The sequence below is a fragment of the Arthrobacter sp. Soil762 genome (genome assembly GCF_001428335.1).
Taxonomy (GTDB): domain Bacteria; phylum Actinomycetota; class Actinomycetes; order Actinomycetales; family Micrococcaceae; genus Arthrobacter.
Genome location: NZ_LMSG01000021.1, coordinates 214,495 through 240,965, shown reverse-complemented (window position 1 = coordinate 240,965; position 26,471 = coordinate 214,495). Strand labels below are relative to the sequence as shown.

Below are 26,471 nucleotides of genomic sequence, written 5' to 3'. Positions count from 1 at the left end.
GCCGTTGACGTTCTCGGCGTTGCAGGCCGGCACGATCTCGTGGCAGCACGCGAGGATCATGGTCGATGAAACCGTGAACCTGGACCCTGCCGGCAAGCRCGCGTTGGAGGCGCATTTCCTGGATCCTGACGCGGTGAACAGGGCCCGGGGTGGCCYGGCCGGGGAAATGGTCCCAGGCCGGTTCCGKSMYAAGGCMCGGRCCTGGCGGGAACGGCATCATCCGGTCAGCATCGAAAAACGCCACACCCGCAGCGCCGCTGASCGGCGGGTGGAGTAYKCCCCGGACCGGGACGGCATGGCCTGGCTCTCCGCCTACCTYCCYGCCGATCAGGCAGCCGGGATCTGGAACCGSACCACCACCGCAGCCCGSGCCCTGCAGGGCCCCGACGAATCCCGGACCCTCACCCAACTGCGGGCGGACGTGGCCGCTACCTGGCTCCTCGGCAACAACATCGCCGGCGCCGGCGCCGGAACCGGTGGCATGACGGACGTGACCGGCGGAACCGGTGATGCAGCCGGGGAAAGGAGCAGCGGTCTTGCCGATGTTGTTCCCTCACCGAAGGCGCAGGTCCTCGTCACGGTCCCGGTCCTCTCGCTGCTGGGCCTCACCGATGAACCGGCCATGCTCGACGGGTACGGGCCGATCCCGCCGTCCATGGCCCGGCAACTGATCGCMGACGGCGCGGAGTCCTTCCACCGGGTCCTGACCGACCCGCGCGACGGGGCGCCGCTGGAGATCGGGCGGACCAGCTACCGGGTCACCAAAGCCCAACGCCAATGGCTACGGCTGCGCGACGGAAAATGCCCGTTCCCCGGCTGCAGCAACCAATCCCTGGACAACGAAGCGGACCACCTCCTCGCCTGGGCCCACGGCGGCACCACCGGAATCTCAAACCTCGGCCAGCCGTGCCCACGCCACCACAGACTCAAACACACCACAGCCTGGAAACCCACCACCGCCACTAAGAACGAACCACCCGGCTGGATATCACCGTCCGGACGGCACTACACCAGCGAACACCCCGACTGGGAACCACCCCACTGGCCAGCCAACATCCCCATGCCCGGCGCCGGCGCCGGCACCAGCACCGGTTCGGTCCTGGACGCGGACCTGGACCTGGACCTGGAACTCGATCTGGACCTGGACCTAGGCCCGGGCCTGGACCTGGGCCTACCACCGGCACGGAGCTGAATCGCGTTTCGGTTACTGGGCCGTTCCCATCGCCAGGGCCAACAACGTCGCGCGGCTATGGACGCCGCACGTATCGAAAATCTGTTTGAACTGATCCTGAACGGTGTACGCCCCAATCCCCAAGGCAGCCGCCATCGCATTGGTGTCGGCGCCACTGGCAGCAAGCTCAAGCAATTCCCGCTGCCGCGTTGTCAGCCCGAAACTCCGGGCGAACATGTCAAGCCTCGCCTCCGGAGGGCATGCCTGGATGGTAACGGCCAACGGCGGAATGGCCGCTTTGCCGGTGGAGTCGATCCGGCTGGCCTGGAGTATGGCCCATTGGCCCGATCCTATGTGCACACGAGCCGAGGCAGGATGATGATCCACGCCAGCCTCACGCGCCAGCAACTGGGCAGCGACGTTGAGGACCTCGGCCGGGACCCGTTCAAAGGGTCGCGGGCCAGCCTGAAGCAGTCCCAGCCATTCCTCCACAGAAGCAGTTCCACCCACAACCGACATATGCGCATCCAGAGTCAGCACAGCCTGCGGTGGCAGATCCGGCCTCGGACCTCCGCCGGCGTCTGACTCCCGCGCCCGGATTACCTCGTGTCCTACGGGGTGGGGTCCGCCGGCCACATCCCTGAGAAACTGCCGGGCTATCGACCAACGAAGAGCCGGCGTCACTTCGTGCACCACGGCAGCGACGTATCCCACTTCATCGACAGTAAAGGGATCGTCCGGATCCGTTCGCCAGAGGTCAAGCCAACCCCAGCAGCCCTGTTTGTCTGCCAGGACTGCGAACAGGACATCGGTCACTCCGTAGCGCTTCATCAGGCCATCCCATATCAGGCTCCGTGATGGATTGCCGGCAGTTTCGCGCAGCAGCGTCGTCACCGGCGACGGGCTGATCGCCAACTGCGTCCACCGACCTGCCAGCGTCAGATACTTGAGCCTGATCAGCAACGGCAGTTCCTCCGGGCACGGAATTCTGGCAATGGGCGACATGCCCGTCGCCGTCAGCGGATCTGAGAGCGGCCACACGAAAGCACTGAACGGAAGCACCCGGCCCAACTCAGCGAGCGCGGCAGTGCGTAACGAGTGGTGATTCGGGGCGGAGTCGCCGATGAGCCGGATCCGTTCAAGGCTCCTGGTCCAGGGCGCGCCGGGGGTCATTCCCCCAGTATGCCCTCTGTGGACAGCGCCGGGGTTTTCTACCAAGACCCCAGATTTCTGGGATACCCGCCATCTCGTCCAGTGGTTACCGTGACAGGACCGACTGACTAAGGAGAGACCTCCGCAGCGCCAGCCTTGAACGGCGCACCGCGGACAAGGATTCTGGAATCAGCCGGCTGACGGTCCGAATTCTGCATGGCCCCAAGTGTCCGTTCGCGCGGCAGGTGGGACGAAGTCGGGATGGGGTCAGACGCGGCGGCACTCGGAGGTCATGAACGGGACAAAGTCCTGGCCGTCGCCGAGGCGCAACTCGGCGGTGTGGATCAGCACGTCGTTGTCCACTCGGAAAGTATGGCGGGCAGTCCCCCGGTCACTGTGGCGCTCGACGCGCAGCACACCGTCCACCCATGTGCAGCGGGCCGGGGCTCCCGGCGGCAGGCCCATGCTGTCCACGTGGTACCAGAGGATGTCGTTGTGGTCACGGTCGACAGTAAAAACGCCGTGGCCTTCAAAGTGCGTGCCATCGGCTTCGGTGTGTCTGTAACTTTGCACGACGGCGTAGCCCCCGGCAGCCCGGGTGTAACTGATTTCCGCCGAGGCCGTGCGCTTGGGCCCCCAGGCCGACGCGTCCAGCCGGGTGGTGCCGCGCCAATGGCCCAGGAAGTTCTCCAGGACGGCGTGCACCGTGCCCGGCTGCGGAAAGTTCATAGGTTCATTATGGCGGGCGCAGGCCTGCCGGTCAGAGACCGAAGGTTTCGGTCTCCTCGAATGGGCCCACCACGGTGACAGTCCGCGGGGCGGCTGCCAGTTCCCTGGCAAGCTCCTGGACCTCCTGCGCAGTGACCGCCTTGATCTGGCGCAAGGTCTCGTCGATGTCCTGGTATTCACCGGACACGAGTTCAGCACGGCCAAGGCGGGACATGCGGGAACCCGTGTCCTCCAGTGCCAAGACAATTCCACCGCACAGCTGGCCCACGGCCTTGCGCAGTTCGTCGTCGGAGATGCCGCCTTCGGCAAGCTTGTCCAGCTCGAGCCCCAGCAGGTCCAGCACCTGGCGGACCTTGGACGGAGTGCATCCTGCGTACATCCCGAAGTAGCCGGCGTCCGCGTAGGAGGAGGCAAAGGAGTACGTGGAGTACACCAGACCACGCTTTTCTCGGATTTCCTGGAACAGCCGTGAGGACATCCCGCCGCCCAAGACGGCGTTGAGGACGCTCATGACGTAGCGACGTTCATCCGTGGCCACAATCGTGGGGCAGCCCATGATGATATTCGCCTGCTCCACCGCACGCTTGACCACATGCAGCCCGGCAGTGCCGGTGATGTCCGCCCGCTCGGTGGAGCGGCGATCCACCGGGGCGGCGTCCGGCTCAAGTGACCACCCGGCAGTGTGGAGGGCGTCCACCACAAGGCTGCAGACGACGTCGTGCTCCAGGCCCCCGGCGGCGGTGATGACCAGCTCATCCGGGCGGTAGTAACGGCGGTAGTGCTCCCAGACGGAGTCGCGGGCGACGGCGCGGATCGCGGCGGGCGTGCCGCCGATGGGGCGGCCCAGCGGGTGGGTGCCCAGGACGGCAGCCACAAAATTTTCATGTGCAACGTCCGTGGGGTCGTCGCTGTCCATGGCGATTTCCTCCAGGATGACGTCGCGCTCCTGCTCCATCTCGGCCGGATCCAGGACGGCACCGGTGATCATGTCGGCAATGACGTCGATGGCCATGGGCAGGTCCGTGTCCAGCACGCGCGCGAAATAGCACGTACTCTCCTTGGCCGTGGCTGCGTTGGACTCCCCGCCCACCTCGTCAAAGGCCGAGGCGATCTCCAGGGCAGTGCGGCGCTTCGTCCCCTTGAACAGCAGGTGCTCCAGGAAATGTGTGGAGCCGTGCTGGCCCGGGGCTTCATCGCGTGACCCGACGCCCACCCAGAAACCGATGGTCGCCGAACGCTGGCCCGGCATCGCTTCGGTGAGCACCCGCACGCCGCCCGGCAGCACCGAACGCCGGACAACGGAGCCGCCGTCGGAGCCGTGGACCAGGGTGTCGCCGGGCTGGTTCTGCTCAAGCGGCAGGGGTACAACAGTCATTGAAGCCTTTCAGGAGCGGCAGCCGGATCTGGCTCGGGGCCGGTGGATCATCCACCGGCCCCGCCGATTCATGCTGTGTGGAGGAGGATGCTACTCCGCGTCAGTGGACTACTCCGCTTCGGCAGCGCCCTCTGCAGCGGAAGCGTCAACGCTCTCGGCGCCTTCTTCTTCAGCCACTACGGGGGACAGCGACAGCTTGCCACGGTCATCGATCTTGGTGATTTCCACCTGGATCTTCTGGCCGACGGAAACCACGTCATCAACGTTGTCCACGCGCTTGCCGTTGGCCAGCTTGCGCAGCTCGGAGATGTGCAGCAGGCCGTCCTTGCCCGGAGTCAGGGAAATGAAGGCACCGAAGGTGGTGGTCTTGACGACCGTACCCAGGTAACGCTCGCCGATTTCCGGGATCTGCGGGTTGGCGATGGCGTTGATGGCGGAGCGTGCTGCGTCAGCAGACGGACCGTTGGTGGCGCCAATGTAGACCGTGCCGTCGTCCTCGATGGAGATGTCGGCGCCGGTGTCTTCCTGGATCTGGTTGATCATCTTGCCCTTGGGCCCAATGACCTCGCCGATCTTGTCAACCGGGATCTTGACCGCAATGACGCGCGGCGCGAACTCGGAGAGCTCATCCGGGGTGTCGATCGCGGAGTTCAGGACGTCCAGGATGTGCAGGCGGGCTTCGCGGGCCTGCTTCAGTGCTGCTGCCAGCACGGAAGCGGGGATGCCGTCGAGCTTCGTGTCCAGCTGGATGGCCGTAACGAATTCGGCGGTGCCGGCAACCTTGAAGTCCATGTCGCCGAAAGCATCTTCGGCGCCGAGGATATCGGTCAGGGCTGCGTAACGGGTCTGGCCGTCAACCTGGTCGGAGACCAGGCCCATGGCGATACCTGCAACAGCTGCCTTCAGCGGCACGCCTGCATTGAGCAGGGACAGCGTCGAGGCGCAGACGGAACCCATCGACGTCGAACCGTTGGAGCTGAGAGCCTCAGACACCTGGCGGATCGCGTAGGGGAATTCCTCTCGGGACGGCAGCACCGGCATGATGGCGCGCTCTGCGAGGGCGCCGTGGCCGATTTCGCGGCGCTTGGGCGAACCCACGCGGCCGGTCTCGCCGGTGGAGTACGGCGGGAAGTTGTAGTTGTGCATGTAGCGCTTGCGCGTGACGGGCGACAGCGAATCGATCTGCTGTTCCATCTTGAGCATGTTCAGCGTGGTGACACCCATGATCTGGGTTTCGCCGCGCTCGAAGATTGCCGAGCCGTGCACGCGGGGCAGAACCTCAACCTCGGCGGTGAGCTGGCGGATGTCCGTCAGGCCACGGCCGTCGATGCGGATCTGGTCCTTGAGGATGCGCTGGCGCACAACCTGCTTGGTGACCGAGCGGAATGCTGCGGACAGCTCCTTGTCGCGGCCTTCGAACTGGCCGGCCAGGGAAGAAGTGACTTCGTCCTTGAGCGAATCCGTTGCAGCGTCGCGTTCCTGCTTGTCGGCGATCTGGAAGATAGCGGCCAGCTTCTCAGCGGCAGCGGACTCGACAGCGGCGTAGACGTCATCCTGGTAGTCCAGGAAGACCGGGAACTCAACGGTGGGCTTGGCAGCGCGTGCAGCCAGGTCCGCCTGGGCGTCGCAGAGTGCCTTGATGAACGGCTTGGCAGCCTCGAGGCCCTCGGAGACAACCTCTTCGGTGGGAGCGGTGGCGCCCTGTTCCTTGATGAGGTTCCAGGAGTTGTCGGTTGCTTCGGCTTCGACCATCATGATGGCGACGTCGTCACCGGCAACACGGCCGGCCACAACCATGTTGAACACGGAGTTCTCGAGCTGGGAGTGCTTGGGGAAAGCAACCCACTGTGAACCGTGCTCGTCAGCGACGAGGGCAACGCGGACGCCGCCGATCGGGCCGGAGAACGGCAGGCCCGAGAGCTGGGTGGACATGGAGGAGGCGTTGATGGCCACCACGTCGTAGAGCTCGTCGGGGTTGATGGCCAGGACGGTCACCACGATCTGGACCTCGTTGCGCAGGCCCTTGACGAAGGCCGGACGCAGCGGGCGGTCCATGAGGCGGCAGGCCAGGATGGCCTCGGTGGACGGGCGGCCTTCACGGCGGAAGAACGAGCCCGGGATGCGGCCGGCGGCGTACATGCGCTCTTCAACGTCAACCGTCAGCGGGAAGAAGTCGAAGCCTTCGCGCGGGTGCTTGCCTGCGGTGGTGGCGGACAGCAGCGCGGTGTCTTCGTCGATGTACACCATGGCTGCGCCGGCTGCCTGCTTGGCAAGACGGCCGGTTTCAAAGCGGATTACACGCTTGCCAAAGCGGCCATTGTCAATGACTGCTTCTGAGAACTGGATTTCGGGACCCTCCAAGAGAGTCACCTCCGTTTCTTGTTTCACGGAGTCCAGCCGCATCAACCCAAACCAGCATCTGTCTACTGGCCTGCACTGCACCCGGTCATCGATCGAGACCCACGGGCCGAGGGCTTCATTCTTCGAAGCCGTTCCCGGGGATCACTACCGAGGACCGCGAATGCGTGATGCGGTTGATCCTCCTGTTTAGTTTTCTTCTGAAGAAGGCGGCCCTTTCCGTCACGGAAGGGGCCGCCCCTTAAAGCTGACTAGCGGCGCAGGCCGAGACGCTCGATGAGCGCACGGTAGCGGGTGATGTCAGTGTTCTTGAGGTAGGTGAGCATACGCTTGCGACGACCAACCATGGCCAGCAGACCGCGCTGGGTGTGGTAATCGTGCTTGTGCACCTTCATGTGCTCAGTCAGATCCTTGATCCGCTGAGTCAGGACTGCAACCTGGACCTCCGGCGAACCGGTGTCGCCCTCGGACGTTGCGAAATCCTGGATGATGGACTGCTTTACAGCGGCGTCAAGTGCCACAATAACTCCTAGAGATGTGCCGTGAGGCCCGATTCAGTACTTCACTGCCGGGTCTGCCCGCGCGGGATTCCCCGGAAACCAGGGAATTTCCACACATGGCAGGAACCAGCCGCCACGGACTGCAGCCGGATCCATCTGTTAGTTTACCGGCCCCGCCGCAATCTTGTCGAAACAGCCGCCGCCGTCAGCCGCGGCCGTCACCAAAAGGCCGTAGCTCAGCGACCCAGCTGGTCACGGATGGCGGCCATCCCCCGGAACAGCTCCGCGAAGCTGGTGCTCAAGGGGGACAACCCCACGCGGATCCCGTGGGGTGCGCGGAAGTCCGGGATGACGTCCTGTTCCCACAGCGCCGCCGTCACGTTCCGGAACGCCGGATGATCCAGGGTGATGTGGCTCCCGCGAAGCTCCGGATCGCGTGGCGATGCCAGCTCCACGCCCGCCGGCTCCAGCCATGCCTCAAACAGCTGCACGGCGTACGCGGTGAGTTTCAGGGACTTCTCCCGGATGGCAGCCATGCCGGCCTCTTCGATGAGGTCAAGGGTCCCACGCATGGCCAGCATCCCGAAGATGGCCGGCGTGCCGCTGAGGAAACTCCGGATCCCGGGCGCCGGCTCGTAGCCCGAGGCCATCTCGAACGCGTCCTTGCGCCCCATCCAGCCCCAGATGGGCTGCTTCAGTCCGGGCAGGTGCCGGCGGTTGACATAGGCGAACGCCGGCGAGCCCGGTCCCCCGTTGAGGTACTTGTAGGTGCAGCCCGCGGCAAAATCCACGTTTGCCCCGTCCAGGTCCAGCTCCACGGATCCGGCGGAGTGGCACAGGTCCCAGACCACCAGCGCCCCCGCGCTGTGTGCAACTTCCGTAATGCCCGCAAGGTCGGCCAGGAAGCCTGAGCGGTAGGCCACGTGGCTCAAAAGTACGACGGCGGTGGCCGGGCCGGTTGCGTCCCGCACCTGTTCGACGGTGACTCCGGACGCTGGATCCGCTTCGATCCACCGCAGGGTGAGTCCTTCCTCGCGGGCGATGCCCTCGACCAGGTAGCGGTCCGTGGGGAAGTTATCCGTGTCCAGGACAATCGCTGTGCGGGCCGGGTCAGCCACGGTGGCCAGCGCAGCGCGGATCAGCTTGTAGAGCACCACCGTAGTGGAGTCGGCGATGACGGTCTGGCCCGGGGCTGCGCCGAGGACAGCGCGGCCCAGCTGATCGCCGATGGCCTGGGGCAGGTCCAGCCATTCCTCATCCCAGCCACGGATGAGCCGGCCGCCCCAGCCTTCCCCAATAAAGGTGCTGATGTCCCGCTGTGTCCGCTTCAACGGGCGCCCCAGGGAATTGCCGTCGAGGTAGGAAAGGTCCGTGTCCGTCCCGATGAAGAGGCCGCGGTAGCGCGCCAACGGGTCAGCTGCGTCCAGTTGCGCTGCCTGCTCAAGGAGGGTGGCGCCGTCGTGATTTTCCATGTTCTCGTCCATTGCGCTGTTCACTGGCCGATCTCCGTCCGTACCGCGAACAGTTCCGGGAAGAAGGTGAGCTCAAGGGCTTTTTGCAGAAAGGCAGCGCCGCTGGATCCCCCGGTTCCCGACTTCATCCCGATGGTCCGCTGGACCGTGCGGAGGTGCCGGAACCGCCAAAGCTGGAAATTATCTTCAAGGTCCACGAGTTCCTCGCAGGCCTCGTAGGCGCCCCAGTTATCCGCGGCGTTTTCGTAGATGTGTTTGAACAGCGGTACAAGTTCGGGGCAGAACTCGTGGGCGCGGGTGACGTCCCGCTCCAGCACGGAGTGTGGAACATCGAAGCCCTGCCGGGCCAGGTAGGCCAGGAACTCGTCGTAGATGCTGGGCGCGTTCAGCAACTCCTCCAGCATGGCGTGCGCTTCCGGGTCCGATTCGAACACCGGCAGCATTTTGCGGTTCTTGTTGCCGAGGACAAACTCGACGGCCCGGTATTGGCTGGACTGGAAGCCGGACGAGTTGCCCAGGAACCCGCGGAACTGGGAGTACTCCGTGGGCGTCAGCGTGGCCAGGACCGACCACTGCTCCGTCAGGGTTTTCTGGATGTGCTTGACCCGTGCGATGCCCTTGAGGGCGGAGCCGAGATCGTCTGCGCGCAGCCAGGCCGCGGCGCTGCGGAGCTCGTGCAGGACCAGCTTCAGCCACAGCTCGGTGGTCTGGTGCTGGATGATGAACAGCAGCTCGTCGTGGTGTTCGGGCGCGCTGACCGGCTGCTGTGCACTGAGCAGGGTGGGCAGTTGGAGGTAAGACGCGTAGCTCATCCGGGAACTGAAATCGCGGACTATGCCCTTGTCCAGTTTGCGGGTGTTCTTCTCGACGGCCACTGTGCTGCCTCTCTGGCTATTCGTTGCGGGTGGGACCCGGTCAGCGCCGCACCAGGAGATCGTGGGCCTGAATAACGTCCAGACGCATCTGGTCAACAAGCGCCTCCGGCCCACGGTATGCCACCATGCCGCGGAGCCGTGACACAAATTCGACGACTACTGTCTGGCCGTACAGATCGAAATCCTCCACGGCCTCGTGCGGACGGTCGATCACATGGGCTTCGACCTGGCGGCTGACGCCGTCGAACGTGGGATTGGACCCCACCGAGATGGCGGCGGGCCAGCGCGTGCCGGCCTGGTCCACCAGCCAGCCGGCATAGATTCCGTCCGCGGGGATGAACCCGCTGGCCTGAGGGGCAAGGTTGGCGGTGGGGAACCCGAGCACACGGCCGCGGGCAGCACCGTGGACAACCTCGCCGCGCATACGGTGCGGTCGTCCCAGCACCGCGGCGGCGGTGGCGACGTCGCCTTCCTGCAATGCCTCACGCACCCAGGTGGAGGAGCAGCGGCGGTCGGTGCCGCCGTCGTCATGGAGCGGGTAGCCTTCAGAACCGAACTCGCTGATGACCTGGACGTCGAAGTCGAACTTTTCGCCCAACTGCTTCATGGTGTCAAGGTCACCGGAGTTGCCGCGGCCGAACCGGGAATCGTGACCGATCACCACGTGGCTGGCGTGCAGGCTGTCCACCAGGACCTGGCTGACAAATTCCTCAGGGGTGAGACTGGCCAGGTTCAGCGAGTACTTCATCACCAAAATGGCATCCAGGCCCAGCTCCCCCAATGCCACCAGTTTGTCCTGCAGGCCCATGATCATTTCCGGCGCGGACTCCGGGCGGTGGATCAGGGCCGGGTGCGGGTCAAAGGTGACGGCAACGGCTTTGGTCTTGTTGAGCCGGGCCGAGCGGATGAGCTCGGAGAGCACCTGCTGGTGCCCGCGGTGGACGCCGTCGAAGTTGCCAAAAGTGACAACGGAGGGACCAAAGTCCGCCGGGACTTCGGACGGATCGTTCCAGATGTAGACCATCACCCTCGCCTTTTACTGCCTAAAACTGACATCTCTCCGAACGCACCGGCGCCGGAACTATCTAAGATTACCCGCTAACACGGGTGCCTCCGGACGGCGCCGCAGTCCGTGGCGGGCGGCCGGGCCATGGCCGGAAAGGGACTAGGCGGCGTCCTGCCGTTTGCCTGGCCGGCGCCTGTACAACCACACCAGGCCCAGAATCGGCAGCACGAGCGGGATGAAGGCGTAGCCCCGGCCGAACAGGGACCAGACGGTCTCATGCGGGAACGCCACCGGATCGAAGACACTCAACGCCCCCACCACCAGCACCCCGACAAGCTCCACCAGGACGGCGGCCAACGATACCTTGAACCACGTGCGGCCGGGTTTGGCCAGCGACACCGTGGCCACCAAGTAGACCAGCGCCGCGAACGCGGAAAGCAGGTACGCGAGCGGAGCCTCGGAGAACTTGGTCAGGATCTGGTAGCCGGCGCGTGCGGTCGCAGAAATGGCAAACACCGCATAGACGGCGATGAGCAGACGTCCGGGGCCGGTGTTCCGGGTGTCCTTGCCGCCGGCCTTGGCCTCTGCCTTGGCACGGGCTGCTTCGGAACGAGGTGCTTTCACGTTGCGTACTTCTTCCATTTCAGTACCAGATCTGGTTCATGCGGGCGGCCATCACCAAGGCCGTGACACCGACGGCGCCGAGGACAAAGTTGCTCCAGCGGGTCCGTTCCAGGATGGACCAGTACACCGCTGCCGGCGGCAGGAGCATCGCGGTGGCCAGGTATCCCCAGAATTCCCAGGCTTCGCCGGCAATCGGTTCGCCCGCGATGACCCTTACGATCGAGCCCACCAGGTAAACCAGCAGTGCCAGCTCGACGGCGGCCACGGAGAGGATGGTGAGGTCGTTGGGGGCTTTTTTGAGGATGCCGGCACCGAGGCAGATTCCGCTGGAGAGCAAGCCGACCACCAGGATGATGTAGAAATAGGCGTCCATGCCTTAGGCGTCCCCGCCCGCAGCATCCCCAGGCGCAGTATCCCCGCCCGCTGCTTTCCCGGCCGCAGCATTCCCAGACGCTGTATTTCCGGACGCACCGTTGCCCGGCGCGAACACCAGGACGGGCTTGGCAAAGTCTCCGGAGTCCGCCAGGAGCGCCACGAGGCTGCCGTCAGGCGCGAACGCCGCCGCTGGGTGCTCTGCGGTGGCGGCCGCGGGATCGCCCGCTTCCGCTCCGGCTGCGATCCGGCGGCCGAAGGAAATCTCGGTGGTCTCCTCCGCCGTGAGTTCGCGGTTGGGCATCAGTGCCCTGGCTGCCTGGGACATTTCCAGGACATTAAGCTCCTCGGCCAGCTGTTCCAGCGTCCGGGCCTGATCCAGTGAGTACGGGCCAACGTGGGTCCGGCGGAGGGCGGTGAGGTGGCCGCCCACTCCCAGCCCGTCGCCAAGGTCGCGGGCGAGGGCCCGGATATATGTACCGGAGGAGCACTCCACCGTGACTTCAACGTCCACGACCTCGCCGCCGGCTTCCCGGTTAATGGCGTGAATTTCGAAACGGTGGATGGTGACCGGGCGCGCCGCGAGCTTTACTTCTTCACCGGAGCGGACCCGGGCGTAGGCACGTTCACCGTTGACCTTAATGGCACTGACGCTGCTGGGCACCTGCTGGATTTCACCCGTGAGGGCGGCGACGCCGTCGTGAATTGCTTCGTCGGCGACGGCGGCGGCACTGACGGCGGCAATCACGTCACCTTCGGCGTCGTCCGTGATGGTGGACTGGCCCAGCCGGATGGTTGCCGTGTACGTCTTGGACGTGCCCACAATGTAAGTCAGGAGCCGGGTGGCCTTGTTGATGCCGACCACCAGGACGCCGGTAGCCATGGGATCGAGGGTGCCGGCGTGCCCCACTTTCCGGGTCCCGGCGAGACGCCGCATCCGACCAACCACATCATGGCTGGTCCATCCCTGCGGTTTGTCCACTATCACCAGTCCAGAAAGCACGCTTCCCAGTATATCGGCGCTGGCGACGGTCCCCGCCCAGGTGCGCCGGTGGCGGCTAGGATGGCATCCATGCCTGAGCTTGCGGCGCATGCGCGCGACGTCCCCGTCAACCAGATCCGGGAAATCACCGAGGCCGCCTGGCATACTCCCGGGGCCATCGTCCTGAGCATTGGCGAGCCGGGGTTCGCGCTCCCCCGCCACATCCTGGAAGCCGGCATGGCGTGCCTTGACCGGGACGAAACAAACTACACGCCCAACGCCGGCATCCCGGCCCTCCGTGAAGCGTTCGCCGCCAGGTTCCGTGAACGCGCCGGACTCAACACCAGCCTCGGTGCCGAGCGGGTGTACGTGGTGGACGGCGCGCAGCAGGGCCTGCACTTCGCCATGAGCCTCCTGCTCTCCCCCGGCGACGAGATCCTGATCCCGAACCCCGGCTACCCCACCTTCGCGATGACCAGCCGGCTCCTGAATGCCGTGCCGGTGGGCTATCCGCTGTATCCCGAGCATGACTTCCAGCCGCGGATCCAGGACGTTGAGGCGCTCATCACGGACCGGACCCGGGTGCTCATCCTGAACTCCCCATCGAACCCGCTGGGCGCCGTCCTCGGCGGGGACCTGACCCGGCAGCTTGTGGACCTGGCCCGCAAGCACGATCTCTGGATCATTTCCGACGAATGCTACGAGGCCTTCACCTACGACGTCCCCCACGTCAGCCCCGCGCGGTTCGACAGCGACGTCCCCGGCGAGGCGCGCGTGTTCACGTCGCTGACTCTCTCGAAGACGTACGGCCTGACGGGCCTGAGGATCGGCGCCCTGGTCTGTCCGCCGGGGCTGGAACAGAAGATGAACAACGTGATGGAAGCGATTGTCTCCTGCGTTGCATCCCCGTCGCAGTATGCGGCGCTCGCGGCCCTGACAGGCCCGCAGGACTACGTCCGTCACGCCCAGGACCACTACCGGGCCAACCGGGACGCGGCCTCAGCAGTGCTGGCGGCCAAAGGAATCCCGTACCTGAGCGCACAGGGAGCCTTCTATCTTTGGGCCGATGTCTCCCACGTCAGCGACGGGGACGTCCGCAGCTGGACCCGACGGTTCCTCGCCGATTCCAGCGTCGCGTTCGCGCCGGGAACTGCGTTTGGCTCGATTGGCGAGGGCTGGGTGCGGATCGCGCTGTGCGGGAGCCGGCCGGAGCTCGTCGTAGGCCTGGGCCGCTTGCCAGAGCGCAATTAGAACCTCGGCGTTTAGCCTCGGCTGGCCAGCGCTGAATCGAGCCAGGACCGTAGGGTCGCAGCGGGCGCTGCCCCTGCTTGCCTGGCCAGCACCTTGCCCCCATCCATGACCATCAAGGTGGGAATGGCCTGTACATCGAACCGGCCCGAAAGTCGCGGCGCCCGGTCAACATCAACTTTCACAAGCTTGATTGCACCGGCCCGTTCCGTGGCCAATTTGTCCAGGACTGGACTCACCATCCGGCAAGGCCCGCACCAGGCTGCCCAGAAATCAACGAGCACAGGAACCGGAGATTGCTCCGCCACGGCGGCGAAGTCATCGTCCCCGGCCGCGGTGATCCAAGGCAGCCCCAGCTTGCAGTTGCCGCAGCGCGGACGGCCGGAAGCGGCGGCCGGGACGCGGTTCGTCTTGCCGCAACTGGGGCATTTGATCAGCGCAGGTGCCACCGGTGCCACCGGGCTCAGTACTCAGTGCGGTGCGCATAGGCGCGCCACGCGTCAAACGGAGCGTCCGACGTCGTAATGGCCGTTTGGGCGACCGGCAGCAGTTCCGGACGGGTGCCGTTGAAATACTCGTAGAACACGGCGTCGTCAAAACCGGCCGCGGCAGCCCCATGACGGTCGGCCGCAAAATAGACACGATCAATCCGCGCCCACAGCGCGGCTGACAGGCACAGCGGGCACGGCTCGCAGCTGGTGTACAGCACGGCACCGCTCAGGTCGAACGTGGTGCTTGCGGCTGCCGCCGCGCGGATTGCCACCACTTCGGCATGCGCGGTGGGGTCGTTGTCCCGGGTGACCCGGTTGATGCCTTCATGGACCCGGCCATCCGGGGTCACCACCAGCGCACCAAACGGCCCGCCGCCGTCGGAGACGTTCCGGACAGCCAGCTCAATGGCCTGTTCCAGGTAGCGGGTGGCCTCGTGGTTGTCGCTTGCCTGCGTCATAACTAGATCCTAGCCATGACCCAGGTTTTCCGGTTCAAAATAGGGGGCACATTAGGGGGAAATGCCGTCGACGTCATCCCTTTCGCGGGATTAACCTAGCGCCGGGGGTAGTTCGGATCGCATTGACTTGGTCTCAGGCCAGACCCCGGCGACGGGGTGCACGTCAACTCCGGAGGATCCAATGAACAAGAAGTTTCCGATCGTCGCGTGCCTGGCAGCAGCGGCGATGATCATCCCGGTCGCGCCCGCCACGGCTACGCAGAAACCGTCCGGACCCGAAACCCTGGCGGAGCACCTGATGACGCCGTTGAGCCTGGCTTTTGGGCCTGGTAAGAGCGTCCTGGTCACGCAGAACTTTGCTGGCACGCTGGACCGCGTCGACGATGACGGACATATCAGCAACATTTACACAAACTCCGGCTGGGACGTCAGCGGCGTTGAGACACGGGGCACCACCACGTTTTTCGTCGAAAGCGTCGGGGGTGGCCAGGGGGTGCCTGACGAGTTGGCCGGTTATTTGAAGTCGATCAACAAGCGCGGGGAGGTCAGGACCATTGTGGACCTCGCGGCCTTTGAACGTAAGAACAATGCGGACGGATTCCAGGACTACGGCTTCGGATCCGATGTGACCGACGAGTGCCTGGCCCAAATTACGGCGCCGTTCCCGCCGGCACAATATTCCGGGGCGGTCGATTCACACCCCTATGCCACAGCGGTTTACGGCAATACCGTCTTCGTGGCCGACGCCGGGATGAATGCCATCCTCAAGGTCAACGCCGCCACCGGGGAGACTTCCACCCTCGCGGTCCTGCCTCCGCGTCCGGCGGAAGCCACTGCAGAGGCTGCCGCGGCTGTTGGCTTCCCGTCCTGCGTTGTCGGACACGACTACGCATTTGAACCGGTGCCCACCGATGTAGAGATCGGCCCCGACGGATGGCTGTACGTCTCGTCGCTGCCGGGCGGTCCGGAGGATCCCTCCCTGGGCCACCGCGGTGCCATCTTCCGGGTCAATCCATGGACCGGGGCGATCCACCTGTGGGCCGATGAGATCCTGAGCCCCACCGGCATCGCGGTATCCGGCAGTGGGGACGTCTACGCAGCTTCGATGTTCGGCAATGAGATCGTCAGGATCGACGTCTGGACCCGCGAACAGTCACAGTTCCTGGCCGTCGACGGTCCTGCCGCGGTGGAGCTGAGAGGGAAAACCCTCTATGCCACAGCCGGTTTCAGCTTCGCTGACCTCACCGCGGGAACGGTCCTGAAGGCCAGTATCCGGTAGGAATCGCAGGGAACATCCCGCAGACGAAAAAGACCCGGACCCCAACTTCGGGTCCGGGCCTTCTTCGCGTGAAGCTACTTGTTGGCGTCTTCGTCGAGGTCTTCGTCGTCCGTGAGGTCAATATCCTCTTCGTCGAAGTCGTCCTCGTCGATCTCCACATCGGCGGGAATGTCGCTCTTATACGGATCGGCGTCGCCGGCGTGCTTGGCGTTTTCGGCCAGCGCAGCCACCTCGGCGTCGCGCTTCTTGGCGGCCCGGAGCAGGTCCTCCAGGTTCGAGGCAACGACGGGGATCTGGTCCGCCACAAATTCCAGCGTCGGCGTCAGGCGGACAGTAACGTTGCGCCCCACCTCCTGGCGGAGCACACCCTTGGCCTTCTCCAGGCCCTTGGCAGCATCAGCCTGGATCGCCTGGTCGCCGAAAACGGTGTAGTAGATCGTGGCATGCTGCAGATCATTGGTCACCCGGGCATCGGTAACAGTAATGCCCTCCAGCCGAGGGTCCTTGACCTTCCGGCCCAAAGCCTCCGCAACAACAACCTTAATCCGCTGCGCCAACTTGGCAGCCCGTGCGGGATCAGCCATTTCCACTCCTAAAAATTTGGAACGTACGACGGCGGCTTGGCGGCTGCGTCGGACGTTTAGTTTGGATGCCACGCGCCTAAGGCAAGCCTACGACGGACCCCGTTGGGATTCTTCCGGCGGCCTGGGAGTGGCATCGGGCCTGCCGAAGCTGGGTGGCCGGCGTCGTAAGACGTTGGCCACCCAGCGAAGGGGCGGGGCCGCCGGAAGAATCCCAGCGGCCCCGCACCTGTAAAGCTAAGACAACTTAGACGCGCGGCTTTTCGCGCATCTCGAAGGTCTCGATGATGTCGCCCTCGGTGATGTCGTTGAACGAACCAAGACCGATACCACACTCGAAGTCCGTGCGGACCTCAGTGGCGTCGTCCTTGAAGCGCTTGAGCGTCTCAACGGTGAGGTTCTCACCGATGATCTTGCCGTCGCGGCTGATGCGGGCCTTCGTGTTGCGTCGGATGATCCCCGAGCGAACGATGGAACCGGCGATGTTTCCGAACTTGGAAGAGCGGAACACTTCGCGGACCTCGGCGGTGCCCAGCTGGACCTCTTCGTACTCCGGCTTGAGCATGCCCTTGAGGGCCATCTCGATGTCATCGATTGCTGCGTAGATGACGGAGTAGAAGCGCATGTCCACGCCTTCGCGGTCTGCCAGTTCGGCAACACGCTCGGCAGGCTTGACGTTGAAGCCGATGATAACGGCGCTGTCGACCGTTGCCAGGTTGACGTCGTTCTGCGTGATGGCACCAACACCGCGGTGGATGACGCGCAGCTGCACGCCTTCGCCGACGTCGATCTTGAGCAGTGCGTCTTCGAGGGCTTCCACGGCACCGGACACGTCACCCTTGAGGATGAGGTTGAGGGTGTCGATCTTGCCGTCGGCCACGGCCTGGTCGAAGTCTTCCAGGCTGATGCGCTTGCGGCGCTTGGCGAGGGCGGCGTTGCGGTCGGCTGCTTCACGCTTCTCGGCAATCTGGCGGGCGGTGCGCTCGTCAGCGGTCACAAAGAAGGTGTCGCCGGCGCGCGGCACGTTGGACAGACCCAGAACCTGCACGGGGCGGGACGGGCCGGCCTCGGTCAGGACACTGCCGTCGTCGTCGAACATGGCGCGGACGCGGCCGTGAGCCGTACCGGCCACGATCGTGTCACCGACACGCAGGGTGCCGGACTGCACCAGGACGGTGGCCACGGAACCGCGGCCCTTGTCCAGGTTGGCTTCGATCGCGATACCGCGGGCGTCCTTGTTCGGGTTGGCGCGCATGTCCAGGGCAGCGTCCGCGGTGAGCAGGACAGCCTCGAGCAGCTCGTCAATGTTGAGGTTCTGGCGGGCAGAGACCTCCACGAACATGGTGTCGCCACCGTATTCTTCGGGAACCAGGCCGTACTCGGTCAGCTGGCCGCGGACCTTCTCCGGGTTGGCGCCTTCCTTGTCGATCTTGTTCACAGCCACCACGATCGGCACATTTGCTGCCTGCGCGTGGTTGAGTGCCTCAACGGTCTGCGGCATTACGCCGTCGTCCGCTGCGACCACCAGGATGGCGATGTCGGTGACCTTCGCACCACGGGCACGCATGGCGGTGAACGCCTCGTGGCCCGGAGTATCGATGAAGGTGATCTTACGATCGATGTCTTCGTGGGTGTGCGTGACCTGGTAAGCACCGATGTGCTGCGTGATGCCGCCGTGTTCGCCCGCCATAACGTCGGACTTGCGGATGGCATCGAGCAGGCGGGTTTTACCGTGGTCAACGTGGCCCATAACGGTGACAACCGGAGGACGTGCCTCGAGGTCTTCGTCGCCTTCGGCTTCGAGTTCTGCTTCGAAGTCGATGTCGAAGCCGGAGAGCAGCTCGCGCTCCTCGTCCTCCGGCGAGACAACCTGGAGCTTGTAGCCAAGCTCCTCGCCAAGCAGTGCGAAGGTCTCTTCATCCAGCGACTGCGTGGCCGTGGCCATTTCGCCGAGGTGGAAGAGGACCGTCACCAGTGCTGCGGGGTTTGCCTCAATCTTGTCGGCAAAGTCCGTAATGGACGAGCCACGGCGAAGCCGGACTACGGTGTTGCCGTCGCCGCGGGGTACGCTCACGCCGCCCAGCGACGGAGCACTCATCTGCTCGAGTTCCTGGCGCTTGGCACGCTTCGACTTGCGCTGCTTGCCACGGCCTGCGCCGCCCTTACCGAAAGCACCCTGGGTGCCACCGCGACCGCGGCCGCCCTTGCCGAAGCCACCGCCGGCCGGAGCGCCGCCACCGGCACCCGGTGCGCCACCAGTGCCTGGAGCGCCACCCGGACGTCCGGGACCACGGGCGCCGCCACCGGGACGGCCTGCACCAGCGGGTGCGGGACGCTCAGTGCGGTTGGGCATCATGCCCGGAGTAGGACGGTTTCCACCGGCACCTGCCGGACGGGGACCGCCGGCGCCTGCTGCGGGACGCGGACCACCCGGACGGGGGCCACCGGCACCTGCTGCGGGACGCGGACCACCCGGACGGGGGCCACCGGCACCGGCCGCGGGACGCGGACCACCCGGACGGTCGCCGTCGGGACGGCTTCCACCCGCGCGGGGCATGCCCTGCGAAGGAGCGAACGGGTTGTTACCCGGACGGGGAGCACGCTCTCCGTCGCCACCGCGGCCGCGGGGCATGCCCTGGGACGTGGCGAACGGGTTGTTGCCCGGACGGGGACCGCCGGGACGAGGTGCGGAGCCGCCCTGCGAACCACCCTGTGCTGATCCGCCGGAGCGGGTCGGTGCGGCCGGGGCTTCAGCCTTCGGTGCCGGACGGGCACCGGGCTTGGCGCCGGTGGACGGTGCACTTGCGGCGGGGGCTGACGCAACGGGTGCTGCCGCAGGTGCGGCAGGAGCTGCGGAAACCGGAGCGGGTGCAGCCGGAGCCGCAGCAGCTGGTGCCGCCGGGGCTGAGGGAGCTGCGGGGCCCGGAGCAGGTGCTGCGGGTCGTGTGTCGGCCGACGGGGCAGGCGCCTTGGGCGCTGCTGCCGGAGCTGCGGTTTTGGCAGCTGCGTCGGGGTAGGCGTTACGGAGTTTCCGCACCACCGGGGCCTCAATGGTTGAAGAGGCGGAGCGAACGAATTCGCCCAGTTCCTGCAGTTTGGTTACTGCATCTTTGGAAGTAATACCGAGCTCTTTAGCAAGCTCATGTACGCGGACCTTGGCCACATTTCTCCTGTCTCGGTCCGCACCGAGCCAGGCACGAACCGTCTACTTCTTACTGCGGGCCCCAGCCGCGGTTGCAACTACAGGGCCCATTGCAGAGCGCAACAAAGTTGTCATCGTTGCGCACTCATCGCTGGGAACTCATCGGGTTTCCATCAGTTTTCTGACCCGCTTTCAGGTTGGACGGTTTTTGCTGCAGCTACCAGGGGCATCTGCAACGGGCCGGCGTCCTGCTTGCCTGCCATGATCCGGCGTTCGACGGCGGTGGACCCGGTTGCGCCGTTGAGGGCCCTTCCGAATGCTCGCCGCTTGACCGCCAGGGCCAGGCACGCTTCGCTGGGGTGCAGCCATGCACCCCTGCCAGCCATCCGGCGTCGTTCGTCTACCAGCACTGCGGTGGAACCGCTGCCTTCGGCGACGAGCCGGAGTAACTCAGACCGCGGAGCCTTTTTCCGGCATCCGATGCAGGTACGCTGCGGTTGATCCTCGGTGTGAAGCACTTCTGCCACGGTGAGTATCTTCCTGACGTTCATAACTGCCGGCCCTCAGGTCCCCACCGCACATTGGCGGAACGGGAATTCTCAGGGCACACGAATACCGGCCGTTAGGCGCGGTCATGTCTATTCTAGCCCCTCGGGGCAGTTCTGCCCGAAACCGGGGCTTGGGCCGAAGGCATGCGCCGCCGGCCGTCGCCCCGGAAGGGGCTTAGCTTTCGCGCTGCGGGGCAGCGTCAGAGACGATATCGATCCGCCAGCCCGTGAGCTTGGCCGCCAGCCGGGCGTTCTGGCCCTCTTTGCCGATGGCCAGCGAGAGCTGGTAGTCCGGGACCACCACACGCGCGGAGCGGGTGGCCTCGTCCACGATGGTGACCGAATTCACACGCGAAGGCGAAAGTGCACTGGCAATAAACGTAGCCGGATCCTCGCTGAAGTCGACGATGTCGATTTTTTCGTCGTTCAGTTCCGTCATAACGGCGCGGACGCGGGAACCCATTTCGCCGATGCAGGCGCCCTTGGCGTTGATGCCCTGGGTGTGGGCCTTGACCGCGATCTTGGTACGGTGGCCGGCCTCGCGGGCCAGTGCCACGATCTCAACAGAGCGGTCCGCGATCTCCGGGACCTCCAGTTCGAAGAGCTTCCGGACGAGGCCCGGGTGTGAACGGGACAGGGTGACGGACGGGCCCTTGGTGCCGCGGTGGACATCGATAACGATGGCGCGGAGCCGGTTGCCGTGGGTGTACTTCTCCCCCGGCACCTGTTCGGGCGGCGGCAGCAGGGCCTCCACCGAACCCAGGTTGACCTGGATCATGTGCGGGTTGTTGCCCTGCTGGATCAGGCCGGCCACAAGTTCACCCTCGCGGCCCTTGAACTCACCCAGGATGGCGTCGTCCTCGACGTCGCGCAGGCGCTGCAGGATGATCTGGCGAGCGGTGCTCGCCGCGATACGGCCGAAGCCGGCAGGCGTGTCCTCGAACTCGCCGATGGGGGCGCCGTCGTCGTCGATCTCCACTGCCCAGATGGTTACGTGGCCGCTCTTGCGGTCCAGCTCGGCCCGGGCCTTCTCGAAGGCGCCGGGCGATTTGTGGTACGCCACCAAAAGCGCCTGCTCGATGGTGGGGATCAGGAGGTCCAGCGGAATTTCGCGCTCACGCTCCAGTAGTCTCAGCGCGCTCATGTCAATATCCATCAGGCCTCCTCAGAAGGTCCATTGTGCTCAGGTTCCAGACCAGCTTCTTCGAGGTGGCTGAATTCGATCTCGACTTTTCCGTTGCGGATCCTGTCGAAAGGAAGAATCTGGGGCTCGCCCTGCTTGGGCTTCATGCCCTTCTTGACGGCGATCTCCGGGATGATGGTGACGCCGGAATCGTCCACGGACTGGACCCTGCCGGTGACGTTTTCGCCCTGGATGACGTTTACCTTGACCATCCGGCCCCGGGCGCGGTGCCAGTGCCGGACTTCGGTGAGGGGACGCGCGACGCCCGGGGAGGAAACCTCGAGATCGTAGGGGCGCCCGTCGTCTGCGGGATCATTGTCCAGGACGTCGGAGAGGACCCTGGAGATGTCAGAGATGACATCAAGGTTCACGCCGCCGGTTTCCTCCTGCGGCAGGTCGACCACCACGTGGACCACGCGGTGTGAACCGGCCAGGATGGATACGTCCTCGAGGTACAGGCGGTTGGCCTGGACCGCCGGTTCCAACAGCGCCCGGAGCCTTACGGCTTCGGGATTGTTGGCGGGCGCAGCAACAGCGGTACCCGTTCCGGTAGCGTCTGATGAAGTCGTGGCTTCTGCATTACTCACGATGCCGGCCGCCTTCCAATAGATGATGTTGTGACTACTAGCCTAACGATTTTCCGGCCACAGTGGTGCACGAAGATTCGCATCAGGCGTGAGAACATGGTCTGTTGTGAAAGACGACACGCAGGAATCCGGCCGCCGCAGGCGTTATTTCCAGTACGCCGTTTTTGCGCTGGCCGCGCTTCTGGTGGTGAGCCTCGGAGTGGTGCTCATCCCCCGCGAACCGTCCCCGCCTGCGGTGCCGCCGTTTTCCGAGCAGGCAAGGGCATCCGCGTTCGCGGATTCCCTGACCCTCAGGGCCGCTGGCCTGGACCTCGAAGGCACTGCCGGCGCCACCGCGCCGGCTTCGCAAGCCTCCGCCCTGGCCCGGATTGTGACTTTGCTGACTGTCCAGGCACAGGCGCTGATGCTGCCGGATGTTGCGTCCGGCAATCCTGCCCTGGACGGCGCGGCTGCTTCCCCGGCCACGGCGCTGGCCACGGTCACGCCGCCGTCGACCACCGCGGACTTCGCCGCCGCCCTCCAGGCAAGCGGGGCACAGCGGCTCCAGGACGCTGAAATAGCCGACGGCGGAATGGCCCGCCTTCTCGCCGGCACCGGCACTGCCCAGCTCCTGGCCGCAGAGGACCTGGCCTCGGCGGCCGGGATCACGTTGGCACCTCTTGCAGACGCTGACTCCTCCCCCACCGCATCGCCGGCGCCCACCACACCTGTTACGGCCTCGGCAGCCACCAACTGTCCCAGCGAAGCAGCTGCCGCCGACGCCAGCACTGGCGTGGACCTCGGCTCAGCCTTGGCCCTAGCCGTGGAGAGCGAGCTGGAACTGGTCTACGCGTACCAGGCAGCGCTGACCAGGCTTAACTCCGGGTCCGCTGCACCGGCGTCGATCTTCCTGGCCCAGCACGGCGTCCTCCGGGGCGAAGCGGAGGCCATGGGCAGGTCCCGCTGCGCCACGGTACCCCCGAGGCAGCCCGGCTATGTCCTGAGCCAGGCGTTCCTGGCCGACCCTGCAGTTGGGCTGGGAACCCTGGAGTCGGGGACACTTCCGGTACTCGGCGACGTGGTGGCACTCAGCGAGGGGCGCGAACGCGTATGGGCACTCTCAGCACTTCAGTCGGCGGCCCGGCGAACCGTCCATTGGCGTGCGTCGCCAGGCCCGGTCCCCGGCATGGTCCTGGACGAAGCGCTCCTGCCGCCACTGCCGGAGCCTGTCTCAACTCTGGGGACTTCCACAACCAGCACTCCCGGCAATTCGTAGCCAAGGCACGGCACACTGGCCAGCCGCAGGCACTAATGCTTTGCTTGGGGCATGGACAGTGCCGGCGCCCCCGCCCTTCATGAGAATGAGCCCCACCAAAACGACGTCGCTCAGCGCCTGAACTGGCTGCGAGCCGGCGTGCTGGGTGCCAATGACGGCATCGTCTCGGTCGCCGCAATCGTGGTGGGCGTCGCCGGTGTCACCACGCAGTCCGGACCGATCCTCGTCGCCGGCACGGCCGGCCTGGTGGGTGGAGCGGTATCCATGGCCTTGGGCGAGTACGTGTCCGTCAGCAGCCAGAAGGACAGCCAGCGGGCCCTGATCGAAAAGGAACGCCTGGAGCTGCAGGAACAGCCGGAGGAAGAGCTGGAAGAACTCGCGGCGATCTACCAGGGCAAGGGGCTGAGCCTGGACACAGCAAGGAAAGTAGCGCGGGAGCTGACGGCCCACGATGCCCTGGGCGCGCACCTCTCCGCCGAACTGAACATCGACGAAACAGACATTGTGAGTCCCTGGAATGCAGCCTTTGCTTCAGCGATTGCATTCGTCACCGGCGCCATCCTGCCGATGGCCGCCATCCTGCTGCCGCCGGAGAACATCCGGGTCCCCCTGACCTTCGCGGCGGTGCTGCTGGCCCTTGCTGCCACCGGGGCGCTGGGCGCCTGGATCGGCGGCAGCTCGAAGGTGCGGGCCGCCGCCAGGGTGGTGGCGGGCGGGGCTTTGGCCTTGGCTGCCACGTTCTCCATCGGCAACCTGCTCGGCGCAAGCGGCGTCCTGTGAGTGTCCAGATTGGCGTGCCGATCCCGCCAGCCCTCAGCGGGCGTTACAGCCACAGCAGCGCGGGACGGGCCTGGCTTTCCTCCCTCCCCGGGCTGGTGCAGGGGCGGCTGGAGCATTGGGAACTGGCTGTTGACCTGGAAGCCGGTGCCCTCCCGTGGCATGGCCACGGCGGCGTTGTGGTTCCGGTCCGCCGGACGGACGGGACTCCGGCGGCGCTCAAGATCGCGTTTCCCCACGATGAGGCACGGGTGGAACGCCATGCGCTGGCACTCTGGGACGGATCCGGCGCCGTCCGGCTCTTGGAATCCGACGCCGGAACGTGCGCCATGCTGCTGGAGCGGCTGAATGCGGACTCCTCGCTCCAGACCCTTCCGCTGGATGACGCGGCGGTGGCCTGGGGAAGCACCATGCGGCAGCTGGGCCTGGTGCCGGACGGCCGGCCGCAATGGCAGGAATTCGACCACATCGCCGGGCGGGCCGAACAATGGAGCGATGACCTGCCCGCCGACTGGGAACAGCAGGGCCGCCCGTTCCCGCGCTGGCTGCTGGAGGCGGCCCTGGAAGTCTGCCAGACCCGGGGCGCCGTGGGCCGCCGCTCCGGCCGCGATGTCCTGGTCCATACGGACCTGCATTTCCTGAACATCCTGGCCCGGCCCCAGACCATCAGCGGAGGGCTGCCCGGCGAGGCCTTCGTCGCCATCGACCCGCAGCCCATGATCGGCGAACCGGAGTTCGCGGTGGCACCGCTGCTGTGGAACCGTCTCGGCGACTTGCCCCGGAGCGATCCGGCAGGAGGGTTGAGGCGGCGGTGCCAGGACTTCAGCGCCGCGGCTGGCCTCAATGCCGAAGCTGCGCGCCAGTGGGCCGTGGCACGCGAAGTGGAGAACGCCCTCTGCTACGCCGCTGTGCCGCGCCACCAAGGCGATCTGGCCCGCTCCCTCTGGGTGGCCAGCACCCTTGCCGGGCGGACCCTCGACGGTCTCCCCTCGGCACATGCCCTGCCTGAACCGGGCCACGGCGACAGCTGACGACGGCTATCTCCCGGGGACGGCTACATCCCGCGTGGAACGGTGCCTCCCGGGCCATCAGCCTGCTGCCCGCACCGCTGCCAAAGCGGAGCTGACCGCCTCGACGGCCGTGCCGACGTCGTCCGCGTCAGTGCTCCAGTCGCTGACCGAGACGCGCAGGACATCCCTGCCCTGCCAGTGTGAACCGGACATCCAGACCTTGCCGTCCTCGATCACCCTGGCTGTGACGGCGCGGGTGGTGGCGTCGTCCCCGAAGGCGAGCGAAACCTGGGTGTAGTCCACCGTGTTGAGCACCTCGACGCCGTCCAGTGCGGACAGCTGCTCTGCCATTTGCGAGGCGCGCAGCACGACGTCCCGCCGATCACCCAGCCAAAAAAGCGCCCCGAGCGCATCGCCATCAGCCCCGGTTCGGCCTTGTCCGCCAGGTACTCAACCACAGCTGCGGCGGATACCGGCTGCGAGGGTTCCGCTACGCCGGTCCGGCGAAGTTTTCCTGCCAGACGTCGACGCCGAGTTTGATGATCAGGGCACCCACTACCAGCAGGAACACAACGCGGATGAAGCGGCTTCCCTGCTTCACGGCGGTCCGCGCGCCCAGGTAGCCGCCGGCCATGTTGGCCAGGCCCAGCAGCAGCCCGACACCCCAGAGGATTGACCCATGGGGCAGGAAGAACAGCAGGGCGCCGGCGTTGGTGGCCATGTTCACGATCTTGGCTTTGGCGCTTGCCTCCAGGAAGGCATAGCCCATCGCCGAGACGAGCGCGATGATGAGGAAGGAGCCGGTGCCCGGACCAATCAGGCCGTCATAGAAGCCAATCACGGCCCCGATCATGCATGCCACCACGTAGTGCGTGCGGCCATCGTGCCGCAGCACGGTGAGGTCACCGACGTTGGGCTTCAGCGCCGTAAAAAGCGCCACGACGACCAGCGCCACCACGATGATCGGCTTGAAGACACTCGCCGGCAGCGTGGCGGCGAGCACCGCCCCGGCGAAGCTGCCGGCAAGGGCGATCACCGCCATGGGCACGGCTGTCCGAAGGTCCGGTTTCACCCGCCCGTAGTACGTCACCGCACTCGTGGCGGTGCCGAAAATAGACCCCATCTTGTTGGTGGCCAAGGCCTGGACCGGCGTGATTCCCGGAACCAGCAGCATGGCCGGCAGCTGGAGCAGACCGCCGCCGCCCACCACGGCGTCCACCCAGCCTGCAGCAAATCCAGCCACCACAATCAGGATGATTGTGGTGAGCTGGATCGACTCGAACCCGGAAATCACCG

Annotated in this window: 26 protein-coding genes; 6 read left to right on the top strand and 20 right to left on the bottom strand. The window is 65.6% G+C overall.

Annotated elements, in window-relative coordinates; translation table 11 throughout:
- On the top strand, positions 1-1,192 hold a 1,192-nt coding region (locus tag ASG77_RS18810; protein WP_082576153.1), incomplete at its 5' end, for an HNH endonuclease signature motif containing protein.
- Positions 1,193-1,204: 12 nt separating this feature from the next.
- On the opposite strand, the gene ASG77_RS18805 is transcribed toward ASG77_RS18810, so the two are convergent.
- The 11 genes from ASG77_RS18805 to truB form a co-directional block, all read right to left on the bottom strand.
- Positions 1,205-2,344, bottom strand: a complete 1,140-nt coding sequence (locus ASG77_RS18805; RefSeq protein ID WP_056348427.1) for a helix-turn-helix transcriptional regulator — start codon at positions 2,342-2,344, stop codon at positions 1,205-1,207.
- A 246-nt stretch (positions 2,345-2,590) separates the two neighbouring features.
- On the bottom strand, positions 2,591-3,052 hold the full coding sequence (locus ASG77_RS18800) for a DUF1579 family protein (RefSeq protein ID WP_056348425.1): 462 nt from the start codon (positions 3,050-3,052) through the stop codon (positions 2,591-2,593).
- Positions 3,053-3,083: 31 nt separating this feature from the next.
- On the bottom strand, positions 3,084-4,427 hold the full coding sequence (locus tag ASG77_RS18795) for a M16 family metallopeptidase (RefSeq protein ID WP_056348420.1): 1,344 nt from the start codon (positions 4,425-4,427) through the stop codon (positions 3,084-3,086).
- Positions 4,428-4,535: 108 nt separating this feature from the next.
- The gene (locus ASG77_RS18790) at positions 4,536-6,788 is read right to left on the bottom strand and encodes a polyribonucleotide nucleotidyltransferase (RefSeq protein WP_056348496.1); all 2,253 of its coding nucleotides are present in this window, start codon (positions 6,786-6,788) and stop codon (positions 4,536-4,538) included.
- A 248-nt stretch (positions 6,789-7,036) separates the two neighbouring features.
- Positions 7,037-7,306 (bottom strand): 30S ribosomal protein S15, encoded by a 270-nt coding sequence (gene rpsO / locus ASG77_RS18785; protein ID WP_056348417.1) that lies wholly within the window; start codon positions 7,304-7,306, stop codon positions 7,037-7,039.
- 215 nt (positions 7,307-7,521) lie between these two features.
- Positions 7,522-8,769: a kynureninase gene (gene kynU / locus ASG77_RS18780; protein ID WP_056348491.1), complete on the bottom strand. Its 1,248-nt coding sequence runs from the start codon at positions 8,767-8,769 to the stop codon at positions 7,522-7,524.
- Between the two features lie 8 nt (positions 8,770-8,777).
- On the bottom strand, positions 8,778-9,632 hold the full coding sequence (kynA, locus tag ASG77_RS18775; protein WP_056348416.1) for a tryptophan 2,3-dioxygenase: 855 nt from the start codon (positions 9,630-9,632) through the stop codon (positions 8,778-8,780).
- Between the two features lie 40 nt (positions 9,633-9,672).
- The gene (locus tag ASG77_RS18770) at positions 9,673-10,656 is read right to left on the bottom strand and encodes a bifunctional riboflavin kinase/FAD synthetase (RefSeq protein WP_056348413.1); all 984 of its coding nucleotides are present in this window, start codon (positions 10,654-10,656) and stop codon (positions 9,673-9,675) included.
- A gap of 141 nt (positions 10,657-10,797) precedes the next feature.
- Positions 10,798-11,280, bottom strand: coding sequence for a hypothetical protein (locus tag ASG77_RS18765; RefSeq protein ID WP_056348410.1), 483 nt, complete (start codon positions 11,278-11,280; stop codon positions 10,798-10,800).
- Position 11,281: 1 nt separating this feature from the next.
- A complete protein-coding gene (locus ASG77_RS18760; RefSeq protein WP_056348408.1) occupies positions 11,282-11,635 on the bottom strand; it encodes a hypothetical protein in 354 nt (117 codons plus the stop codon).
- A gap of 3 nt (positions 11,636-11,638) precedes the next feature.
- Positions 11,639-12,637, bottom strand: coding sequence for a tRNA pseudouridine(55) synthase TruB (truB, locus tag ASG77_RS18755; protein WP_235564663.1), 999 nt, complete (start codon positions 12,635-12,637; stop codon positions 11,639-11,641).
- 69 nt (positions 12,638-12,706) lie between these two features.
- On the opposite strand from truB, the gene ASG77_RS18750 reads away from it, so the two are divergent.
- Positions 12,707-13,867: a pyridoxal phosphate-dependent aminotransferase gene (locus tag ASG77_RS18750; protein WP_200950802.1), complete on the top strand. Its 1,161-nt coding sequence runs from the start codon at positions 12,707-12,709 to the stop codon at positions 13,865-13,867.
- Between the two features lie 11 nt (positions 13,868-13,878).
- Here ASG77_RS18750 and trxA read toward each other — a convergent pair whose 3' ends face one another.
- A complete protein-coding gene (trxA, locus tag ASG77_RS18745) occupies positions 13,879-14,313 on the bottom strand; it encodes a thioredoxin (RefSeq protein WP_056348490.1) in 435 nt (144 codons plus the stop codon).
- A gap of 14 nt (positions 14,314-14,327) precedes the next feature.
- Entirely contained in the window at positions 14,328-14,813 is a 486-nt protein-coding gene (locus ASG77_RS18740; RefSeq protein ID WP_056348399.1) for a nucleoside deaminase, read from the bottom strand.
- 181 nt (positions 14,814-14,994) lie between these two features.
- Between ASG77_RS18740 and ASG77_RS18735 the strand changes: the two genes are divergently transcribed.
- Entirely contained in the window at positions 14,995-16,092 is a 1,098-nt protein-coding gene (locus tag ASG77_RS18735) for a ScyD/ScyE family protein (protein WP_056348395.1), read from the top strand.
- Between the two features lie 74 nt (positions 16,093-16,166).
- Here ASG77_RS18735 and rbfA read toward each other — a convergent pair whose 3' ends face one another.
- The 5 genes from rbfA to rimP form a co-directional block, all read right to left on the bottom strand.
- The gene (rbfA, locus tag ASG77_RS18730; protein WP_056348392.1) at positions 16,167-16,676 is read right to left on the bottom strand and encodes a 30S ribosome-binding factor RbfA; all 510 of its coding nucleotides are present in this window, start codon (positions 16,674-16,676) and stop codon (positions 16,167-16,169) included.
- 244 nt (positions 16,677-16,920) lie between these two features.
- The gene (gene infB / locus ASG77_RS18725) at positions 16,921-19,836 is read right to left on the bottom strand and encodes a translation initiation factor IF-2 (RefSeq protein WP_056348389.1); all 2,916 of its coding nucleotides are present in this window, start codon (positions 19,834-19,836) and stop codon (positions 16,921-16,923) included.
- A gap of 152 nt (positions 19,837-19,988) precedes the next feature.
- A complete protein-coding gene (locus tag ASG77_RS18720; RefSeq protein ID WP_056348386.1) occupies positions 19,989-20,366 on the bottom strand; it encodes a YlxR family protein in 378 nt (125 codons plus the stop codon).
- Positions 20,367-20,538: 172 nt separating this feature from the next.
- The gene (gene nusA, locus ASG77_RS18715) at positions 20,539-21,519 is read right to left on the bottom strand and encodes a transcription termination factor NusA (protein ID WP_056348384.1); all 981 of its coding nucleotides are present in this window, start codon (positions 21,517-21,519) and stop codon (positions 20,539-20,541) included.
- Positions 21,519-22,133, bottom strand: a complete 615-nt coding sequence (gene rimP / locus ASG77_RS18710) for a ribosome maturation factor RimP (protein ID WP_056348381.1) — start codon at positions 22,131-22,133, stop codon at positions 21,519-21,521. Before rimP ends, nusA begins: the two co-directional genes overlap by 1 nt.
- Positions 22,134-22,239: 106 nt before the next feature.
- Between rimP and ASG77_RS18705 the strand changes: the two genes are divergently transcribed.
- From ASG77_RS18705 to ASG77_RS18695, 3 genes are read left to right on the top strand one after another with little or no spacing between them, the layout of a single operon-like run.
- The gene (locus ASG77_RS18705) at positions 22,240-23,388 is read left to right on the top strand and encodes a DUF4439 domain-containing protein (protein WP_056348378.1); all 1,149 of its coding nucleotides are present in this window, start codon (positions 22,240-22,242) and stop codon (positions 23,386-23,388) included.
- 51 nt (positions 23,389-23,439) lie between these two features.
- Entirely contained in the window at positions 23,440-24,168 is a 729-nt protein-coding gene (locus ASG77_RS18700; protein WP_056348375.1) for a VIT1/CCC1 transporter family protein, read from the top strand.
- The gene (locus ASG77_RS18695; protein ID WP_056348372.1) at positions 24,165-25,196 is read left to right on the top strand and encodes an aminoglycoside phosphotransferase family protein; all 1,032 of its coding nucleotides are present in this window, start codon (positions 24,165-24,167) and stop codon (positions 25,194-25,196) included. The genes ASG77_RS18700 and ASG77_RS18695 overlap by 4 nt, the downstream gene beginning before the upstream one ends.
- A gap of 57 nt (positions 25,197-25,253) precedes the next feature.
- Here ASG77_RS18695 and ASG77_RS18690 read toward each other — a convergent pair whose 3' ends face one another.
- Together ASG77_RS18690 and ASG77_RS18685 are read right to left on the bottom strand one after the other, a co-directional pair.
- Positions 25,254-25,526, bottom strand: a complete 273-nt coding sequence (locus ASG77_RS18690; protein ID WP_056348369.1) for a hypothetical protein — start codon at positions 25,524-25,526, stop codon at positions 25,254-25,256.
- A 139-nt stretch (positions 25,527-25,665) separates the two neighbouring features.
- Positions 25,666-26,469, bottom strand: coding sequence for a sulfite exporter TauE/SafE family protein (locus ASG77_RS18685; RefSeq protein ID WP_056348366.1), 804 nt, complete (start codon positions 26,467-26,469; stop codon positions 25,666-25,668).
- Between the last annotated feature and the right edge of the window lie 2 nt (positions 26,470-26,471).

Excerpts from the sequence above, each read along its gene's own strand:
- ASG77_RS18740 (WP_056348399.1), bottom strand. The coding sequence starts at position 14,813 with ATGACGCAGGCAAGCGACAACCACGAGGCCACCCGCTACCTGGAACAG.
- ASG77_RS18750 (WP_200950802.1), top strand. The coding sequence starts at position 12,707 with ATGCCTGAGCTTGCGGCGCATGCGCGCGACGTCCCCGTCAACCAGATC.
- ASG77_RS18795 (WP_056348420.1), bottom strand. The coding sequence starts at position 4,427 with ATGACTGTTGTACCCCTGCCGCTTGAGCAGAACCAGCCCGGCGACACC.
- ASG77_RS18690 (WP_056348369.1), bottom strand. The coding sequence starts at position 25,526 with ATGGCAGAGCAGCTGTCCGCACTGGACGGCGTCGAGGTGCTCAACACG.
- nusA (WP_056348384.1), bottom strand. The coding sequence starts at position 21,519 with ATGGATATTGACATGAGCGCGCTGAGACTACTGGAGCGTGAGCGCGAA.
- ASG77_RS18735 (WP_056348395.1), top strand. The coding sequence starts at position 14,995 with ATGAACAAGAAGTTTCCGATCGTCGCGTGCCTGGCAGCAGCGGCGATG.
- ASG77_RS18805 (WP_056348427.1), bottom strand. The coding sequence starts at position 2,344 with ATGACCCCCGGCGCGCCCTGGACCAGGAGCCTTGAACGGATCCGGCTC.
- ASG77_RS18760 (WP_056348408.1), bottom strand. The coding sequence starts at position 11,635 with ATGGACGCCTATTTCTACATCATCCTGGTGGTCGGCTTGCTCTCCAGC.
- ASG77_RS18700 (WP_056348375.1), top strand. The coding sequence starts at position 23,440 with ATGGACAGTGCCGGCGCCCCCGCCCTTCATGAGAATGAGCCCCACCAA.
- ASG77_RS18800 (WP_056348425.1), bottom strand. The coding sequence starts at position 3,052 with ATGAACTTTCCGCAGCCGGGCACGGTGCACGCCGTCCTGGAGAACTTC.
- ASG77_RS18765 (WP_056348410.1), bottom strand. The coding sequence starts at position 11,280 with ATGGAAGAAGTACGCAACGTGAAAGCACCTCGTTCCGAAGCAGCCCGT.
- ASG77_RS18770 (WP_056348413.1), bottom strand. The coding sequence starts at position 10,656 with ATGGTCTACATCTGGAACGATCCGTCCGAAGTCCCGGCGGACTTTGGT.
- rbfA (WP_056348392.1), bottom strand. The coding sequence starts at position 16,676 with ATGGCTGATCCCGCACGGGCTGCCAAGTTGGCGCAGCGGATTAAGGTT.
- ASG77_RS18720 (WP_056348386.1), bottom strand. The coding sequence starts at position 20,366 with ATGAACGTCAGGAAGATACTCACCGTGGCAGAAGTGCTTCACACCGAG.
- kynU (WP_056348491.1), bottom strand. The coding sequence starts at position 8,769 with ATGGACGAGAACATGGAAAATCACGACGGCGCCACCCTCCTTGAGCAG.